The 19,106-nt window shown below is 35.0% G+C and carries 17 protein-coding genes and 1 pseudogene; 4 read left to right on the top strand and 14 right to left on the bottom strand.

Annotated features, from left to right (window positions below; genetic code table 11):
* Positions 1-9 precede the first annotated feature (9 nt).
* From ACYVEC_RS27290 to ACYVEC_RS27300, 3 genes are all read right to left on the bottom strand, one after another.
* Complete coding sequence (locus ACYVEC_RS27290) at positions 10-522, bottom strand: GNAT family N-acetyltransferase (RefSeq protein WP_098557092.1); 513 nt, start codon at positions 520-522, stop codon at positions 10-12.
* Between the two features lie 79 nt (positions 523-601).
* Positions 602-1,519, bottom strand: a complete 918-nt coding sequence (gene cysK / locus ACYVEC_RS27295; RefSeq protein ID WP_063222661.1) for a cysteine synthase A — start codon at positions 1,517-1,519, stop codon at positions 602-604.
* 10 nt (positions 1,520-1,529) lie between these two features.
* The gene (locus ACYVEC_RS27300) at positions 1,530-2,741 is read right to left on the bottom strand and encodes an MFS transporter (RefSeq protein WP_063222660.1); all 1,212 of its coding nucleotides are present in this window, start codon (positions 2,739-2,741) and stop codon (positions 1,530-1,532) included.
* 222 nt (positions 2,742-2,963) lie between these two features.
* On the opposite strand from ACYVEC_RS27300, the gene ACYVEC_RS27305 reads away from it, so the two are divergent.
* Entirely contained in the window at positions 2,964-4,604 is a 1,641-nt protein-coding gene (locus ACYVEC_RS27305; RefSeq protein ID WP_098557089.1) for a peptide ABC transporter substrate-binding protein, read from the top strand.
* Positions 4,605-4,645: 41 nt separating this feature from the next.
* Here the strand turns inward: ACYVEC_RS27305 and hflX are convergent, their stop codons facing one another.
* Both hflX and ACYVEC_RS27315 read right to left on the bottom strand, forming a co-directional pair.
* On the bottom strand, positions 4,646-5,905 hold the full coding sequence (hflX, locus tag ACYVEC_RS27310) for a GTPase HflX (RefSeq protein ID WP_063222658.1): 1,260 nt from the start codon (positions 5,903-5,905) through the stop codon (positions 4,646-4,648).
* Between the two features lie 483 nt (positions 5,906-6,388).
* Positions 6,389-6,943: a hypothetical protein gene (locus ACYVEC_RS27315; protein WP_063222657.1), complete on the bottom strand. Its 555-nt coding sequence runs from the start codon at positions 6,941-6,943 to the stop codon at positions 6,389-6,391.
* Between the two features lie 175 nt (positions 6,944-7,118).
* Between ACYVEC_RS27315 and ACYVEC_RS27320 the strand changes: the two genes are divergently transcribed.
* Positions 7,119-8,102, top strand: a complete 984-nt coding sequence (locus ACYVEC_RS27320; protein ID WP_063222656.1) for a ketoacyl-ACP synthase III — start codon at positions 7,119-7,121, stop codon at positions 8,100-8,102.
* A 50-nt stretch (positions 8,103-8,152) separates the two neighbouring features.
* Here the strand turns inward: ACYVEC_RS27320 and ACYVEC_RS27325 are convergent, their stop codons facing one another.
* The 5 genes and pseudogenes from ACYVEC_RS27325 to ACYVEC_RS27345 all read right to left on the bottom strand — a co-directional run.
* Positions 8,153-9,418 (bottom strand): MFS transporter, encoded by a 1,266-nt coding sequence (locus ACYVEC_RS27325; RefSeq protein ID WP_275718998.1) that lies wholly within the window; start codon positions 9,416-9,418, stop codon positions 8,153-8,155.
* A 214-nt stretch (positions 9,419-9,632) separates the two neighbouring features.
* Positions 9,633-11,381 carry an MFS transporter gene (locus tag ACYVEC_RS27330; protein ID WP_063222654.1) on the bottom strand — a complete coding sequence of 583 codons (1,749 nt, stop codon included), beginning with the start codon at positions 11,379-11,381 and terminating at the stop codon, positions 9,633-9,635.
* A 35-nt stretch (positions 11,382-11,416) separates the two neighbouring features.
* Complete coding sequence (locus tag ACYVEC_RS27335) at positions 11,417-11,956, bottom strand: PadR family transcriptional regulator (protein WP_063222653.1); 540 nt, start codon at positions 11,954-11,956, stop codon at positions 11,417-11,419.
* A gap of 175 nt (positions 11,957-12,131) precedes the next feature.
* A complete protein-coding gene (locus ACYVEC_RS27340) occupies positions 12,132-12,944 on the bottom strand; it encodes a polyphosphate kinase 2 family protein (protein ID WP_275718999.1) in 813 nt (270 codons plus the stop codon).
* A gap of 89 nt (positions 12,945-13,033) precedes the next feature.
* Positions 13,034-13,211 (bottom strand): annotated as a pseudogene (locus tag ACYVEC_RS27345) (carbon starvation CstA family protein); the annotation flags it as partial.
* Between the two features lie 110 nt (positions 13,212-13,321).
* Between ACYVEC_RS27345 and ACYVEC_RS27350 the strand changes: the two are divergent.
* Entirely contained in the window at positions 13,322-13,786 is a 465-nt protein-coding gene (locus ACYVEC_RS27350; RefSeq protein WP_063222651.1) for a hypothetical protein, read from the top strand.
* Between the two features lie 19 nt (positions 13,787-13,805).
* Here ACYVEC_RS27350 and ACYVEC_RS27355 read toward each other — a convergent pair whose 3' ends face one another.
* From ACYVEC_RS27355 to ACYVEC_RS27370, 4 genes are all read right to left on the bottom strand, one after another.
* Complete coding sequence (locus ACYVEC_RS27355; protein WP_063222650.1) at positions 13,806-14,084, bottom strand: hypothetical protein; 279 nt, start codon at positions 14,082-14,084, stop codon at positions 13,806-13,808.
* Positions 14,085-14,112: 28 nt separating this feature from the next.
* Positions 14,113-15,375 carry an MFS transporter gene (locus tag ACYVEC_RS27360; protein WP_460509267.1) on the bottom strand — a complete coding sequence of 421 codons (1,263 nt, stop codon included), beginning with the start codon at positions 15,373-15,375 and terminating at the stop codon, positions 14,113-14,115.
* Between the two features lie 196 nt (positions 15,376-15,571).
* Entirely contained in the window at positions 15,572-16,951 is a 1,380-nt protein-coding gene (locus ACYVEC_RS27365) for an S-layer homology domain-containing protein (protein ID WP_242251396.1), read from the bottom strand.
* 255 nt (positions 16,952-17,206) lie between these two features.
* Positions 17,207-18,451: an N-acetylmuramoyl-L-alanine amidase gene (locus tag ACYVEC_RS27370; RefSeq protein WP_275719002.1), complete on the bottom strand. Its 1,245-nt coding sequence runs from the start codon at positions 18,449-18,451 to the stop codon at positions 17,207-17,209.
* A 169-nt stretch (positions 18,452-18,620) separates the two neighbouring features.
* Between ACYVEC_RS27370 and ACYVEC_RS27375 the strand changes: the two genes are divergently transcribed.
* Positions 18,621-19,106 carry an 8-oxo-dGTP diphosphatase gene (locus tag ACYVEC_RS27375; RefSeq protein WP_242251394.1) on the top strand — a complete coding sequence of 162 codons (486 nt, stop codon included), beginning with the start codon at positions 18,621-18,623 and terminating at the stop codon, positions 19,104-19,106.

The following is a 19,106-nucleotide window of genomic DNA, read 5'->3' on the forward strand; positions in this document are numbered from 1 at the left end:
CCTACTAAATCATATTTCTACCCAATAACGCTGAACAATTTCACCTGTATGAGAAGAAACCACTTCATTTTCTAACACACCGCCAACCTTTTGAATCGTTTTTGCCGATGCGATATTAACTTTATCGCAAGTTATTAACACTCTCTTCAACCCTAACTTTTGCGCTTCATCTAATGCGAGTTTCAATTGTTTTGTCGCGTAACCTTGGCGACGTTTATTCGGATGGACACTATATCCAATATGACCACTTTCCCGCAATAATTCTTCGTTTAATCGATGTCTAATATTTACAAAACCTATAAGTTCTCCTTTTTCAAAACTTAAAAACTGACTAGATGGTACTCGATTAGCGAGTAAATTTTCTCCTATTTCTTGTTTATTCACTTTTTCAAACCATTCATCGAGAAAATCATAATTTTGTAAAGAACTACTGCCGTGTGGTTGTTCATCAGTATGTAAAAATGCATCCCGATACTCTATAATTTGTTCACTAAATTCATGTATTGGTTTTAATAGTTTCATTGTCATCCTCCCCCTCTTTACAACCTAAAACAAACACCTTAATCATAACAATTTCACGATTAAGGTGTTTCTATCAGTTTCATTCAAATAATCCCATACTCAAATAACGTTCCCCTGTATCAGGTGCAATACATAAAACTTTTTTACCTGCGCCTAAGCGTTTTGCTATCATAATTGCTGCGTAAACAGAAGCTCCAGAAGACGGCCCAACTAATAACCCCTCTTGTCTAGCTAAGTTTCTCATTGTCGTTAAAGCCTCTTCGTCTGCAATTTGAATAATTTCGTTATACACTTCGGTATTTAAGTTTTTTGGGATAAATCCTGGACTTGTTCCTACTAGTTTATGAGGACCTGGGACACCGCCTGATAAAACGGGAGATCCTTTCGGTTCTACTACTGCAATATATAAGTTTGATAGTTTTTCTTTTAACGTTTCCCCAGTCCCTGTAATAGTTCCACCAGTTCCTGCCGTTGCTACAAACGCATCAAGCTCTCCATCCATTTGTTCATAAATTTCAAGTGCAGTTGTATAACGGTGAATATTTGGATTCGCCGGGTTTTCAAATTGTTGTGGAATAAAACTATTCGGTATCTGCTTTTGTAATTCTAACGCCTTCGCAATTGCTCCTGGCATTCTTTGTTCTGCTGGTGTTAAAACTACTTCTGCTCCGTATGCTTTTAATAAATTTATACGCTCTTTTGACATATTATCTGGCATTATTAAAATCGCTTTATATCCTTTTGCGGCTGCATTCATCGCTAAGCCTATTCCTGTATTTCCACTTGTCGGTTCAATAATTGTATCTCCTGGTTTGATGAGACCATTCTCTTCAGCGACGTGAAGTAAATTATAGGCGGCACGATCTTTCACACTGCGTGATGGATTAAACATTTCCAGTTTTACATACACATCTGCTGCGTCTTCTGGAATAAATTTAGATAATCGGACGACAGGCGTATTTCCTATTAGTTCTGTAACATTTTCACATAATTTCATAGTGCATCCCCTATTCTATCGTTTTCTTATCACTTGGCAGTAACCAAGAAGTAAGTCCAATTAATGGTAGACAACTACATAGTAACATAATGAATTGTAGACTATATATGTCAGCCAATTTCCCAAGAACTACAGATCCTAAAGCTCCGAGTCCAAACGCAAGCCCTACAATTAATCCAGATACCATTCCTACTTTTCCAGGTACAAGTTCTTGCGCATATACAACAATTACACTAAAACTACTTGAACTAATAAAACCGATACATAGAAATAACGGTACGACCCACGCGAGCGAAACGTGAGGTAGTAAAAGTGCAAGTGGCGCCGAACCTAGCATTGAAAATACAATAATTGTTTTCTTTCCAAATCGATCTGCTAACGGTCCACCAAAGAAAGTTCCTAATACACCGGCAATCATAAATGCGAATACGAAATACTGGGCATTTTTTATAGATAAACCGTAATGCTCAATTAAGTAAAATTGATAAAAATTCCCGATACCAGCACCATACCAAGAGCGTACAAAAGTAAGGAAAACAAGAAGTAAAATAACAAATTTAATATGTGTACTTACAATCGCATTTTCCGCCTCAAGCGCAGCCCTCTTTTTTCTTCTCACAGCGCCAGTCGCTAATTCATTCCTATACCAATTTGATACGAAAATTAATAATACAATCCCTACCGCTGCAAAAGCTGTAAAACCTAAAGAACCAATTTGGCCGAGCGGAACGAAAATTAACGCTGTAAAAATAGGAGCTAGGGAGTTTCCTGTATTTCCTCCCACTTGATAAATCGCTTGCGCTAATCCCCGTTTTGCACCGGCTGCCATATAAGCAACTCGGGCGCCTTCTGGATGAAAGACTGCGGAACCCAATCCGATAAATAAAACAGAAATAATAACAATAATAAAATTCGGTGCAAACGCGAGTCCAATCATCCCAAGCATACTTGAAAACATACCGAGCGGTAATAAAAATGGTGACGGTTTCTTATCCGAATACATACCAAAAACCGGTTGCATAATCGATGATGTCATATTTAACGCAAACGCAATCCACCCTACTTGCATATAGGATAAATTCATCGTTTTTTCCAAAATAGGAAACAACGCGGGCACAACTGCTTGCATCGAATCATTTAAAAAATGACCGAAACTAATCGCAAATAGTATTCGGTATATTGTCGGTGTTTCTACTGTGTTTTTTTGTGAAACTGCCTCCATATATGAATCTCTCCTTCCTGTACAAAATATATATTTATTACAGTAGGTGTAATAAATTCTGACTTTTGAAACATTTCTATTCTATACTGGTTTCATTTCTTTTTCCAGAAATATCACTTCTTACATAATATATTTTTTCTATACGTTTTATCGGGTTTATTTATAGAAATTTTCTATATTTTCTTTTATACTAAGGCAGAGATGAAGGGAAGGATGACAGCTATGAAGAAAAAAACTAAAGGAATCGTTGCACTCTCAATCACATTATCTATGTTTTTAACAGCATGTGGTCAAAAACAAGAGGCAACAACTACCGGAGAAAAGAAAAAAGATTCTTCAAAACAAGTATTAAACATTGTAGAAGCCGGGGAAATTTCTACACTTAATTCATCTATCGCAACCGATGGGTTCTCTTACGCTGCTTTAAACAACGTAATGGAAGGATTATATATGCCTGGTCCGGATAACAAACCTGTTCCTGCAGCAGCTGAATCATACAAACTGAGCGAAGACGGAAAAACATATACATTTACATTACACGATTCAAAATGGTCAAATGGCGATCCAGTAACTGCTCATGATTTTGAATATGCATGGAAACGTGCTGTTAATCCAGAAACTGCTTCTGAATACGCACATATTATGTTCGATATTAAAAACGCTGAAAAAATAAATAAAAAAGAATTACCAATTGATTCATTTGGTGTAAAGGCAATTGATGATAGAACACTTGAAGTACAATTAGAACACCCTGTTCCATACTTTTTAGGGTTAATGGGATTTGCAACATTTTATCCTCAAAACCAAAAGGTAGTAGAAGCACAAGGGAAAAATTACGGGCTTGAAGCTGCAAAGGTAGTTTATAACGGGCCGTTTCAATTAAGTGAATGGAAACATGATACAAGTTACAAAATGACGAAAAACCCGAACTACTGGGATAATAAAAATGTGAAGTTAAATGAAATTAATGTAAATATCGTAAAAGATACTTCAACAGCTGTTAATTTATTTGAAAGTAAACAAGTAGACCGTATTACGATCAATTCAGAGTTTGTTGATAAATATCAAAAAGATCCAAGCTTAAAGAAAATGGAACGTCCTTCTGTGACGTTTTTCCGATTTAGTCAAAAGAATTCTTTATTAGCAAACAAAAATGCTCGTAAAGCTATTTCGCTTGCTTTTGATAAACAAGGAATCGCAACAACGATTTTAAACAATGGTTCTATACCTGCGAATGCATTCGTTCCGAAAGGATTCGTAAAAGGACCTGACAATAAAGATTTTCGCAGTACAAGTAATGTAAAAGTAGAAACAAATGTGAAAGAAGCTAAAACACTATGGGACACTGCGAAAAAAGAAACAAATTTACAAAACGCTTCTCTTTCAATCATAACAACTGATGAATCTAACGATAAAAAAATTAGTGAGTTTTTAAAAGGTGAACTGGAGAAAAACTTACCTGGATTAAAAATCACATTACAACCACTTCCAGTAAAAGCATTTTTAGATCGTGAAGGAAATGGTGATTTTGAAATTTCACTTTCTACATGGGGACCAGATTATCCTGATCCTACAACATTTTTAAATATGTTCGTCACAGACGGACCGTTTAATAAGATGAGTTACTCAAACAAACAATACGACGAATTAATTGAGAAAACGAGTTCTACTTTAGTAACTGACTTACCAGCACGTTGGAAAGCGTTCCAAGATGCCGAGAAAATCTTACTTGAAGATGATGCAGCTATCGCTCCAATCTTCCAATCAGGACTTGTATATTTAGAACGTCCAACCGTAAAAGGTGTTGTTGTTCGTCCATTTGCAGGAATTTTTTCTTATAAGTGGGCCTCTATTACAGAATAAGAAAAAGGCGATCCTAACATATATTAGGATCGCCTTTTTTATTAAATTGCAAAACGCTTATACTTTTCGTAATCACTCGTCTTACATTCTACTTCTAGTTTCGTACCTTCGTTTTCATAACTTGTAGATAAAACGTGCGCATGAGTATTGAAATAAGAAACTACATGTCCTTGATCATACGGAATTAACATTTCACACTTCGTATACTCTTTATAGATGTGTGAGCGAATCATTTCAACAAGCTCTTCTATCCCAACATGTTTCTTCGCTGATAAATAAACGCGGTCTTCTTGTACTTTCGGAATTTCAACATCTACGATATCTGATTTGTTATAAGCATAGATTGTTGGAATATTTTCTACTCCAATTTTCTTTAACGTTTCATTTGTAATATCAATTAACTGTTCATAATTTGGATTTGCGTAATCTACAACATGAATAAGTAAGTCTGCTTCCGCTACCTCTTCTAATGTTGAACGGAATGCTTTCACAAGATGGTGTGGTAATTTACTTACAAACCCAACTGTATCTGTTAATAAGAATGATTTGTTATCTGGTAAATCAATGTTTCGCACCGATGTTTCTAACGTCGCGAATAACATATCTTTTTCAAATACTTGTTTTTCTTCTGTACCATTATAAATTTCAAGCATTGCATTCATCGTCGTTGACTTTCCTGCGTTCGTATAACCTACTAATGCTACAACAGGAATTTTATTTTTCTTACGTTGCTTTCGCTGCGTTTGGCGCTGCGCAACAAGCGCTTCTAAATCTTTATTTAAAACTGAAATTTGTTCTTCAATTTTACGACGATCTAACTCTAATTTCTTCTCACCGACACCTTTATTTTTCGTACCAACACCGCCGCTCTGTCTTCCTAACGATTCGCGAAGACCAATTAAACGAGGCATCATATACTGAAGATGGGCCACCTCTACTTGCAGTTGTGCTTCTTTCGTTTTCGCACGTTGCGCAAAAATATCTAAAATTAATATGGTACGGTCAATTACTTTACAATCTAAATCCGCTTCTAAATTTCGAATTTGTGAAGGAGATAATTCGTCATTAAAGATGACCATATTCGCATCTACTTCATTTACGTAGGCTGCTACTTCTTCAATCTTTCCTTTTCCAATATAATGGGATGGATTTACTCGTTGTAAATTTTGCGTCACTTGTCCAATTACCTCTACATCACAAGCTTCTGCAAGATTCGTTAGCTCTTCCATCGAATATGCAAAATCATCTTCATTACCTAAATTTACTCCAACTAAAACTGCTCTTTGTAATAATTCTTCCATATATTTATTCCTCCATTTCGATTACGTAAAATAAAAAACACAGGTCACTGCCTGTGTTTTCGTAAACGGATAAGGGTTCAGCAAAGAAATAGAAGAAAGCTGCGCTTTCATCCTATCTCATAGTCAAAAAGTCCCAAGATCATATACGTATCCACAATAAGTGTTCACCTATACGATCCCATTCTATTTATAAAGGCAAAACAAAAAGAGGGCGTATTCGTCCCTCCCTCTTTTTCACATATAAGCTTAATAAAGGGTTCCTTTAAAATAGGCAGACCAATCCCATTCACTCTGTACACAGACAGAGCCTTTGAGCGCTATTCAATTATTGGCACAAAGTATTGAGACGTAATCTGATTAAGATCAAAGGAAGCCCCTCCGTTCATTTTAAGTTACATAAAGTGTAGCATAAGTAATTCGCTTTCACAAGGTTTAACAACCTATATCACGCTAAAGAAAATCTTTATATTTTTACTTTAATCGTCATTTTTTGCGCATTTTTCTCATAATAAAAATAACAACAGCAATTATCGATAAAAGGCCAATGGAAATGATAGCAATCTGCCACCAACTGAAACCGCTCACCATCTCCCCTTTTAAATCCACTTTCTTCGTTGGAACAGACTCTTTTGCAATTTGACTTAAAGCCACTTTATCCGCCCCTGCTTCATCTAATCTCTTCGTTCTACTACAACTATTTGTGTGTAATTGTTTTTCAGATCCTCTTTGAGAAGAATATACTAAGTACTCTCCTCCTTCCACAAAGTGAAACACACAATCACCACCATTTGTATATATGATAATTTGCGAAGAAGTTGCCCCTTTCCAAATTTCTTTCACTTCAAATAATACTTCAATTCCAACCCCTTCTTTCCTTCCAACCTCAATTACCTTCCCTTCAAACACTACATCGTTTTTTTGAAAGGCATCTTCTGCCGATACATTAATACAATCACAAGCATAAGATTTCTCTGGAAAAATAATAAGAATAAAGCTACAAATAATGACAACAGGCAACATACGTAAAATTGTTTTCAAGGAGCTCAACTCACTTCATTATCAATTTTAGAAACTTCTCGTATATTATTTTTACAACACTCGCTAAATCCCTTCATAGTAAGCTAAGTCGTTCAATACACCAAAAATCTATATTGACATTTTTATAACCTGATATTAGTATCAGGTTATAAAAATAAAGTTAGGAGCTGTTCCTATGAATTCTAAATCCCGTATTACTGCAATTGGTACTCATGTTCCAAATCAAATACTCTCTAATCATGATTTAGAAAAAATGATCGATACGAATGATGAATGGATTGTACAAAGAACAGGAATGAAGGAAAGAAGGATTGCTAGCGAAGAAGAATACTCCTCACACTTAGCCATTAAAGCAATTGAAAATTTATGTACAACATTTAAAAAGAGCTTAGAAGATATCGACTGTATCATCGTCGCTACAACAACCGCTGACTATGTTTTTCCTAGTGTCGCGTGTCAAATACAACAACACTTCAACATACCTCATACAATGGCATTTGATTTAAATGCAACTTGCGCTGGTTTCACATATGGCTTGCACGTCGGTAATAGCTTGATTACTTCTGGATTACATAAAAAAGTACTTGTCGTAGCGACAGAGACATTATCAAAAGTTACTGATTACACCGATAGAACGACCTGCATTTTATTTGGCGATGGTGCTGGAGCTATTTTATTAGAAAGAGATGAAAACAAACCAAGCTTTATCGCTGCTCACATGGGCACAAACGGTGACGGTGGTATTCATCTATACAGAACAAACTTATCTACTACTATGAATGACACACCACTAAAAACAAATGAAAAAATCGTTCAAAATGGGAGAGAAGTATATAAATGGGCAACACGCACGGTGCCAGCAAGTATAAAAGAACTATTACATACTGCAAATATGAAAATGGATAATATAGACTGGTTCATTCCTCATAGTGCTAACTTACGAATGATTGAATCTATTTGTGAAAAATCTCAAATTCCAATACAAAAAACATTAACGAGCGTGGAATATATGGGGAATACATCTTCCGTCTCTATTCCACTCGCTCTAGATTTAGCTAGAAAAGCAGAAAAATTAAATAACGGAGACACACTTTTACTATACGGATTTGGTGGTGGTCTTACGCATTTAGGACTTATTGTGAAGTGGGATTTAATTTAAGTTTATAAAAAGAGGTTCTAGTTAGTAACTAGAACCTCACTTCAATTTCGTTACCCTTTTCGGGACCATATCACAACAGGGATAAGCATGAAAGCTAAAACGCCCCCGGCTAATGACAATGCCGCATAACTCGAATTCGCCACTACCATTCCTGACATCGCTCCGCCTGAAGCTCCAGCTAGCGCAATAAACACATCGATCTTTCCTTGTGTTTTTGCACGTGTGGAAGGGATAGTTGCATCAACAATTTGAGCAGTACCACTTATTAAACCGAGGTTCCATCCTAATCCAAGTAAAGACAAAGCAACAATTAATAGTATTAAAGAATCACTCGGCGCTATCGCAGCTATGACACCTGCCACTAGTAAAATTACTCCACCAGCTATACTCATCGTAGTTCTGCCAATTTTATCAATTAACATTCCCGTAATGAGAGATGGAAGATACATTGCACCTACATGAAAACCAATCACAAGTCCTACTGCACTTAAAGCATGACCGTGATGTCCCATATGAACTGGCGTCATCGTCATAATCGCAACCATCACGATTTGCGTAAGTATCATTACGATAGCTCCAACAGTAATGCCTTGTTTATTTTCTGTCGCTTCTTCTGTTACTGGTTGCCCCTTATATGTATGCTCTTGTTTATATGTTTCTATCATATTAGCAACAAGTAACGGATCTGGACGAAGCATAACAAATAAGACAAGACCAGCCAGTATAAATGCCGCTGCTGATAATATGAACGGACCAGCAAGTTCAGGAATTCCAATTGAATGAGCAAACCTTCCCATTACACCTACTAAATTCGGACCTGCGACTGCACCAAAAGTCGTCATTACCATCGTAATACTAATAGCAGTTGCTCTTTGTTTCTTATTCGCTAAATCCGTTCCAGCATAACGCGCTTGTAAATTCGTAGCTGTACCCGCGCCATATATAAGTAAAGAAACTAATAAAAGAATAATGCTATTTGTTAAAGCTGCCCCCACAACTCCAATAGCCCCTAGCCCGCCTACTATAAAACCAGCTGCAAGCCCTATGCGGCGACCATGTTTTTGTGATAACTTCCCGACAAAGAAAGCCGCTACCGCCGATCCCATCGTAAACATAGCAGCAGGTAAACCTGCAAATGCATCTGTCCCAAGCATTTGCTGCGCAAGAAGTGCACCTACTGTAATTCCAGCAGCTAATCCTGCTCCGCCGAACATTTGTGAAATGCTTACGATTATTAATGTTCTTTTGTATAATTTTTGTTGCTCTTCTTCTGTATACATACGATTACTTATTGAAGCACCTGCCGTATCTATCATTTCCTCACCCTCTCTATAAGACTAATACCTCTTGTTAATGTACTATAGAACAACAAAATCCCCAAATTTAAAATGCTGAAATTTATTTATACATGTAAAGAACCCCACGGTTTATGTTTTTCCCATTACCGAGGGGTTCCCAAAATAATTATACTAATTTTATCACAGCTTGCATTCCATCATTTGAATATAACTCACCTTTAGATTAATTCCCTTAGACTCCCTCTACAACTCTTTCCCCTCTCTTTTTACTCAAAGTCTTTCCTTCCCAAAATAACAAACTCACTAAAGCAAAAACTAAAATAATTGGCACACTCACTTTATATAAATCTGTAAAACTCATAGCCATCTGATTCTTAGCATAATGATTCACATCATTCGAAAATGCGAGTACTTCTTTCTTTATACTTTCTTCTTGTTTTTCAACTTCATTTGTTACTTGACTCATAACTTCTTCTCTTTTTACATCTCTATATTCTACTGGAACTTCTCTTAATACTTCATCCACCTTTTGGTGAATTAATTCGTCTTTTTTCTCTTTATTTAATCCTACAAATGTTTCATTTTGATGCTTTTCTACATTTTTATCTATACTTTGATTCTCTATTTTTTCTTTTGTTACTTGTAATATCTCCGCTTGCTCGGCACTACTCACATGAATATTACGAACTTTTTCTTCTGCATAACGATATACATTCTCTTTATTTACAGTTAAGTTGTGAGTTAAGTTAGATACAAATATTGCGATCGCTAAAACAATACCTACTTGCCGCAACATTGATATAACACTTTGAGAAGCAGTTAATAATTCCCCTTCAAACGAAGATGCACTTAAAACTGTAATTGGTCCCACTACCAAACCATATCCAATCCCTAATATCATACATGGAATAATAATTTCTATATTTGTTGAATTAACATCAATCATTTGCAACCAATAGTAGGATAGACCCATAACAAGAAATCCTGACATAATAATAGTTACTTTGCCAAGCTTTTTAATTAATGTTGCTGCAACTGGTGAGACCAAAAATATCATTGCTGAAATAGGTGTCACTAAAAAAGCTGCTTCAATTTCCGTTCGACCTTGTATTTTCGTCAAGAACGTTGGAAGTAATACAGTTACTCCAATTAAAAATAAATTACTTAATATTACAACGATAGATGCTCCAACAAACATTCGATTTTTAAATAAATTCAAATTCACCATTGGATTATGAATCTTTCGTTCCACTAGAACAAATAGAATAAGAGAAATAGTGCTAATTGCATAACAAGACAAAGCTATATTACTTTGCCATCCCCATGTATTTCCTTTTACTAATATGAGAGTAAAAGAAAAAATTGCTAAGCTACTTAATAGTAGTCCTACCCAATCTATTTTTGAGATAATACGTTCTTCATTTTTTATTTGTAGCATAATGCAGCATAAAATGATTCCAAGAATACAAATTGGAACATTTACGAAGAACACCCATCTCCAACCGAAATTTTGTGTAATAATTCCACCTATTACTGGTCCCATCGCAGCTGATAGTCCTTGTGTTACTCCTAAAATCGCAAGTGCAACATGCCTCTTTGCTAATGGCATAGCTGATACACCAATTACCATACTAGTTGGAAATAAAATCGCTGCACCTACACTTTGTATAAAGCGAGATAAGATAAGAAAATCGCCCGTATTAGCAAAAGCACAAAGTACTGATCCACCACCAAAAATTATCAAACCAAGAATATACATCTTTGCTTTCCCAAAAATATCAGCTATCCGTCCTAGCGGAATAGCAAGTACAGCTATTGTCATTGTATAAACATTTAATACCCAAGACATCTTTTCTAATGAAGTATTTACACTCGTTTGTATCGCTGGTAAAGCTATATTCATAATTGTCGTATCAATCATACAAAGAAATATACCTAAGCACATTAAAAAGACAATCTTAATACCCTTTGATTGTTCCATGTTCTTCTACCCCTTTATTCATTATGAACGTTTTTTCACTCTTCCATTTTATTGTGTTCTTTTGCTTCTAGTTGCTCTAGTTTTCTTTTCAAAGTCTCTACTTGAGCACTATACGATGCGATTCCTACATCAAGTGAAATTTCCTCAACAAAAGTAATACCTTCTCTCCACTTTTCATATTTCAGACGTAGATCCGCAATGTATGCTTCTTTCCTTTCAATTTCGTCCTTAATCCATTTTTTTATCGTCTGATCATCGCTGTAATTACCGAAATACATCCTCATTAAAAAATCTGAACGTAAAACATCTTTCTCTACATGCGTTTGCATGTATTGATAAAACTCTTCACGCCCTGCATCTGTAATAAAGTACATTTTCTTATTCGGTTTCCCTTCTTGCATAACAACTTCTTTTTTTATTTTCCCCTCTTTTTCCAACTGACGTAACGTTGGATAGATCATCCCAAAACTTCCATCAAAGAAATGAGTAAATACGTCTTCAAACACAATTTTAATATCATAACCAGACAATTCTTTTCCCATTAACAAGCCTAAAACAACATCTCTTCCTTTCAAAATAAGACCCCCGCATAGTATATAATCAATAATCATATTAACATTGTTAATATGATTATTGATTATATACCTTATTCTGTTATTTGTAAAATGTTTCTAAATAAAAAAAACCTGTAATTTTATTGTTCAAAATTACAGGGTTTTTCTACTTTATATTTCATAAACAAACTTTGTACTATTTTACAACTACATCTTGATTCGTTTCAAACTCTTCTGTCTTACCTTCTTTTATCTCATAATAATACGAAGGTAATTCTATATTATGATCTAAGAGGTAATCCTCAATTAATGAAATAATCACTTTCAATGTTCTCAAACGAGCGTATAATTTATCATTACTCGCGATAATTTGCCATTTCGCATTTGGCTTATTTGTTTTTTCAAACATTTCTTCCATTGCTTCAACATACTCGTCCCATTTTTCACGATTACGCCAGTCTTCGTCTGTAATTTTCCATCTTTTCAAAGGATTTTTCTCTCTATCTTTAAACCTCTTTAACTGTTCATCTTTACTAATATGATAGAAAAACTTCCCGATTATATAATGGTCATCTGTTAATAGTTTTTCAAAGTAATTAATCTCATCATACGCTCTCGTCCACTCTTCCTTTGTAGCAAAATCTTCAACACGCTCAACTAACACACGACCGTACCATGAGCGATCAAAAATAGTAATTTGCCCGTACTGAGGAAGTTTCCGCCAGAAACGTTGCAAGTAATGGTACCGTTTTTCATGAGGTGCTGGTGCTCCAATTGGATTTACTTGAAAACCACGCGGATCAAGGTGTTCCGTCACTCGTTTAATCGCTCCGCCTTTTCCAGCCGCATCCCAGCCTTCCATAACGAGCATAACAGCGATTTTTTCTTCTTTTACAATTTGCTGCAGCGCTAATAAGCGCCTTTGATATTTTTCAAGTTTCTTATTGTATTTAGATTTCGATACAATTCTTTTCGTCAAATCTACTTTAGCAAGATGTCCATTTTCCATAAAACAATTCCCCCTTGTTGTATGACAATGTTATTTTAACATATATTTGGTAATTTTTTCATATTACAAAAAACTGTGTAGAAAAATTTCTACACAGCTTTCATAAAAAATATAGCAGTTAAGATATAAATGACTGTCATGAGCGTCATAAAGATTGCCATAATTAAGAAAGCAACATACACTTTTCCTTTTATGAATAAATACAATCGTTCCAATCCATAACGCAATTGCTGCAGTCGATTGGTTAGCCCAAGAGAAATATCCCCATCTTATTCACTAAGAGAGTCTATATTTTTTACAATGGAATTATGGTATATCCTCTCACCAAAAGAAGATAATAACAAATAAATCAGTTACAGAATGGGAGTACTTTAAAAATGAAACGAAAAATACTTTCTCTCTTTGTACTAATCTGTTTAGCACTACCAATTCAAGCAAGTGCATACACATTTCAATCACTACCAATTGCATCAAAGTCTAAACAGTGGTATATCAAAATTGATAATTTTCATAACGCAAACAAGCCAGCAGTGCAGCCAAAACAGGGTGTATACGATACATATAGTTTACTCGTAAAAAACATCGGTAATGATGTATCAAACGTAGCTGTGGAAATACTTGATAACACTCCTACCTCTAAAGCTACTTTTAATTCTACCGCTTTAAATAACAACGTTTCAAAAAGTGATACAAGCTTTGATTACATCGTATTCCCATTAGACTTTAACAGCCATAATTTCAAAGTCGTCATCACTTGGGAAGAAAAGGATTTCTCTTACAACGGTCATCCGGTAAATGAGGGGAAACAAATGAAAGAAACATTTGTGTTTAATGAAGAGTAAGCCCTAATTTGATTAGGGCTTACTCTTCATTTACAAAACCAGATTGAATTGCTTCTGTCACTTCTTTTGTGATGTCCAGTTTTGTTGCATCGGTGCTAATTTTCTTATGCCAAATATGCACGGAAGGCTTTTCGTTACAAAAATGTTTTATTAATACTAGTTGGTTATATGCTAGCTTATTTTCTCTATGGGTAGCAATATAGACTGTGAAATTTTTTGCTTCAAAGATCTTTTCCTGCAAAGTATATTGGTTGTCTAATTCCTTTGCGACTATATCTTTCAAATCTTCTATAATCATATAAATCGTTCCCCCTCCTCTTATATCATCAATCAAATCTTCGAATACTCGGCACACATAATGCTACTCCAATTGTTACAAGTACTAAAATAGCTAGTGTTATAATCGTTATCTCGCCACCTATTACATTTGCTAACCAGCCAACAACTACATATCCTAATGGTAATAAAGCAAAAGATCCTAACATATCAAGGCTTGCTACCCTCCCAAAGGCTTCTTCTGGCACAAGCTCTTGTAAACTTGTTTCCCAAATGAGTCCAAATATCATCATACCGAACCCTTCAATTGCCATTAATCCAATTAAAGCAGGTGCCCAAGTAATAAACGGCATTATTAGAAGTGCGCAACCACTTATTAAAACACCACCATAAGCAAGTAATCCCCGCTTACGCCACCGTTCCCTCCCGCCAAATATTAGCGCGGCAATTACAGCTCCAACACCAGAAGATGCCATTCCTAGTCCATACACGTATGCTTCAAAATGATGATGAACATTAAATAGCCATGGAATTAATACGACGATAATTCCTGAATAACAAATATTTATGAAAGAAAAGACTAAAATTGTAATCCATAGCCACGGATGACTTTTTAAAACGAAAACCCCTTCCATAAACTCTTGTTTGTAAACGATCTTACTCTTTTCAATAGGTTTTACTTTTTTAAACTTTATTTCTCTTAAAAATAGTAAACAGAAAAATGATAGCAAATACGTTACTGCATCCAGTCCAAACCCTATTCCGGCAGAGGCAACTGAAACGATCAAGCCTCCAAGGGCCGGTCCAATTAGTCGTATGCCTTGATTACTCATTTGAGTTAATGCATTAGCTGCATTTCGAATTTCCGGTACAAATACTTTCGCTCTTACGGCCGCATACGCTGGCTGAAATATGCCTTCCATAAGCCCATATAATGCTACGAGTACATATAGAAGTGGGATTGTTAAAACATCCATAAATATAAGTATTGCAAGTAATAGCATTAATATGCAGCGAATGATATCTGTAAATAACATTACTTTCACCCGATCAATCCGATCTACGACTAATCCAGCAAACGGTAATGCAAGAATATTAGGAAGCATGTACATTGCCATAGTCATGCCCATTACAACTGTTGAACCAGTTAATGAATATACAACAATTGGCAGTATGACCATAGTTATTGAACTACCTAAAGTCGAGAGTAATTGTCCAATCCATAAAAACTTAAAGTGTGGTGATACTTTAACTGGTAATAATAATTTACCGATATAACTTAAACTTTTCTCTGTTGGTATTTCTCCTTGCATATATCTCTCCTCTTTTCAAATTAAGTTAACACTAAAATTAAAACAGAAAATTCAATCTTTAATACTTTTAATTATATATGAAACGGTTTAATGATTGGTAAAAACATAAAAAAAGAAACTCATAATGAATCTAAAAATATTACATGTTAAATATAAATAAAAAAGGTGTTTTCATAAGTGAAAACACCTTTTTTATTTATATTTTTAAGTTCTTCTTCAATGTCCAATACTTTTCTTGAGTATTTTCAAATGAAAATTCTACAAAGCCGTTTGGATCTTCGCGATATACATTTACTTTCTTACCATTTTCTAATTTTCCAACTTCATTTTGTGTAATATTTGGTACACTCTTAATTGTATAGCCAAATGGATATGGTACTTGATAGTAAGAACCTACTAATTGAATAGTAGCTGTTGCACCTTTTGCATAATCTTTATATGGAATCGCTTCACCTAGTGCATTTACATTTAATGTATTAGGGTTTTTCGATAATCGTTTTACATTTTGATAATCTTTCTTGTTAAACGGTTTAATACGCTCCATAATATTAGCGATTTTACCAGCCCATTCTTTATCTGTTGCATACTTAACATTCATAGCAGGTAACGTGTAACCATTGAAATGATTAGCACCTTCTTCTAAGTAGTTCTTTCTTACATAATCAGCATTGTACGAAATACTATGCCCGTAAGACGGTAGATATTTCGCATAGCCAAATGGATCCCAATCAAATGCCTTTAGTCCAAATAGATTATGTTTACGATATGCAATTTCTGATTTCCCGTATCCAGATTCTAAGATTGCATGTGCAGCTAAGTATAATGCGCTCACACCGTACTCATTTTGTGCTTGAATAAAATCTTTTCCAGTTCCAATAAGAGGACTGTCAGGATGCCATTTTTCAATAAAATTATCAATCTCTTGTGCTGTTATATTAGATGGTAACGTTATATCTAGATTGATATACGATGCCATAGCATTAAATAAAAATTGTGCATATTCTTCACGTGTTAAAACACTAGTTGGATTAAATGCACCTGCTCCGTTACCTGCTGTAATGCCGTTAGATTCTAATGCACTAACTGCATCATTTGCCCAATGCGTGCTTGGTACATCATTAAACGTATGTTGAGCCTTTATTTTAAACTTAAAAGCATTCTGTATAATTACTGCCATCTCAGCACGAGTTAACGACTCTTTCGGCCTAAATGTCCCTTTACCATCACCTACGAAAATCCCCATATCTGTCAATGCCAAGATTTCTTTTGGGAACATCGTCGTTCCTGCGCTAATATCAGAGTATGGATTTTTATAATCGCTTTTTGCTTCTGGTTTTAATACGCGATACATTAATGCTGCTACTTGCTCACGAGTTACAACATCTCCGAACCCGAATTTACCATTATCGTACCCTGCAATAACCCCTTTTGACGTTAAATCAGTAATCGCTTCAAATGACCAATGATTTTTCGGAACGTCTGGAAATTCTTTTGTAGATGCAAACGAAGTTGCTGGAGCCATCACTACTTGAAGTGCGACTGTCACTGCTAACACATTAGAAATAACTTTTTTCATAAATTTTTTAACACGTTATGTATATGCTTGTCCCGTGTTAACTTGCCTCCCTTTATCGTATAATTTTCCCTATTAAACTAACAAACTCTTAAATAGTCAACAGTAAAAGTATACGTGATAAAAATAAACTAATCTACCATTATTTTATTCATAATCAGCATAATACGATATATCTTTTTATTCCGATACAAAATTACATAAACTCACAAAAAAAGCCCACCTCTATGTAGACGATGGGCTTAGCAATCAGCATTGTTATTTAGCTAAACGATATTTTGCAACATCGAAACCTTTCCACTCATAATAATCTAAAATCCCAGCATAAACTGCCTCAGCAGCAATTTGTCTTCCTGATTCAGTAGCTAATTTACCATTATCTATATTATTATCAATAAAAGCAAGCTCTGTTAAAACTGCTGGTACTGTATTATTATTTACTACATAAAGTGAGTGATTGTCTTTTATATTTCTATCTCTTGTATGTAGTGCTTCTACTACTCGTGTTTGAATTTTCTTCGCTAATACTTCACTATCCTTTTCAATCTGTGTCTCTTCTCCACGCTTGGATTTTTTATAATAATATGTTTCCGTTCCATGACCATCATGATTTTCAGAAGAATTTGCATGAATGCTTACAAATATATCTGCATTGTTCTCTTGACCAAATTTCACTCGATTCGCAAGAGATTCATTTTTGTTACTTCCTGGATTTCCGTTCTCTTCACGTGTTAACAAAGGTCTTAAAGGTGTATTTTTTTCTAGCAACTTCTGTAATCTTAAAGATGTATCAAATACAATTTTACTTTCCTCTACACCTTGCCCTGGATTCCCTGGATCAAATCCTCCATGACCAGGATCAATAATAACTACCTTTTCTAATAAAGGGTTACCTATTTTAAGGGAATCTGCATTTTTAATAAATTGAGCGGCTTCTGCTTTAGTTAGAATTTTTTTAGGTTCCCATTTATCACCAGTACCAACAGAGATTCCTAATTCAACTAGGATGTTAGCTTTTTCTTTACCCCAGTTTAATGTTTCTAAATCTTTGAATTTAGTTGCTGGAGTACCGTTTACTTTAGACTCTAATTTGTAAGCTTCTACAATAAGAGATGCCATTGAAACGCGGTCGATTTTTCCATCTGGCTCAAATCCATTGCCTGTACCTTTAACAACACCAGCTTTTTCTACTGCTGCGATTATTGGAGTAGCCCAATGTTTTTGAGAATCAGCGTAGGATGGTTTAGCATTTGTATCGATTGGTAAGTTTAAGATTTTAGCCATCATTGTAGCGGCTTCTGCACGAGTGATTTCTTTTCCTGGCTCAAACATTCCTTTATCATTACCCGTAACTGCACCCTTATCTACTAAATAGTAAATAGAATCTTCTGCCCAATGTTTAGCTGGGACATCTGGAAATTTTTTTGTTTGTGCGAAACTACTAGATGAATAAGATAATATACTAACTGCAATTATTCCTGCTGCAATTATTCTATTTTTCATAGAACATATTCCCCTCTCAAGTACAATGTATTTATATAACAGACTAATTATAGTTCTGAAAATTAGTAATAGTCAATTGAAATTTGTATAATTTTGTATTATTATTGTATTTTTTGTCATAAGTAACTATAGTTAAAAACTATAAGGTTTTATAAGAGGAGAGATTCATATGAGCAAGAATTGGAAAGATATAGAACACCGTATGTATACAATGAGTATGATTCAGCGAAATAACGACGTATTGCTAATACAGCGCCCCAATCATCTAGGCTTCCCTGGTTACATCGCTCCTGGCGGTAAAGTGGATTTTCCAGAAAGTATCGTTCAAGCTGCTAAGCGAGAAGTAGAAGAAGAAACTGGATTACTTGTTTCAAATTTAATTTTTAAGGGATTAGATGAATACGTAAACCCGAAAGAAAATGTTCGATATATGGTATTTAACTATTGGACAGATTCAGTTGAAGGTGAACTCCTTTTGAATCCTCCTGAAGGCGAATTATTATGGGTACCAATCGATACAGCACTAAATCTCCCTATGCAAGATTGGTTTAAAGAAAGATTCCCATTATTTTTTGAAAAAGGTACGTTTGAAATTCAACGTGTTTGGGACAATGACTTAGATAAACAAGTTGCTATGACCATTACCCATACATAA

Source organism: Bacillus sp. MN7755, from assembly GCF_054771475.1.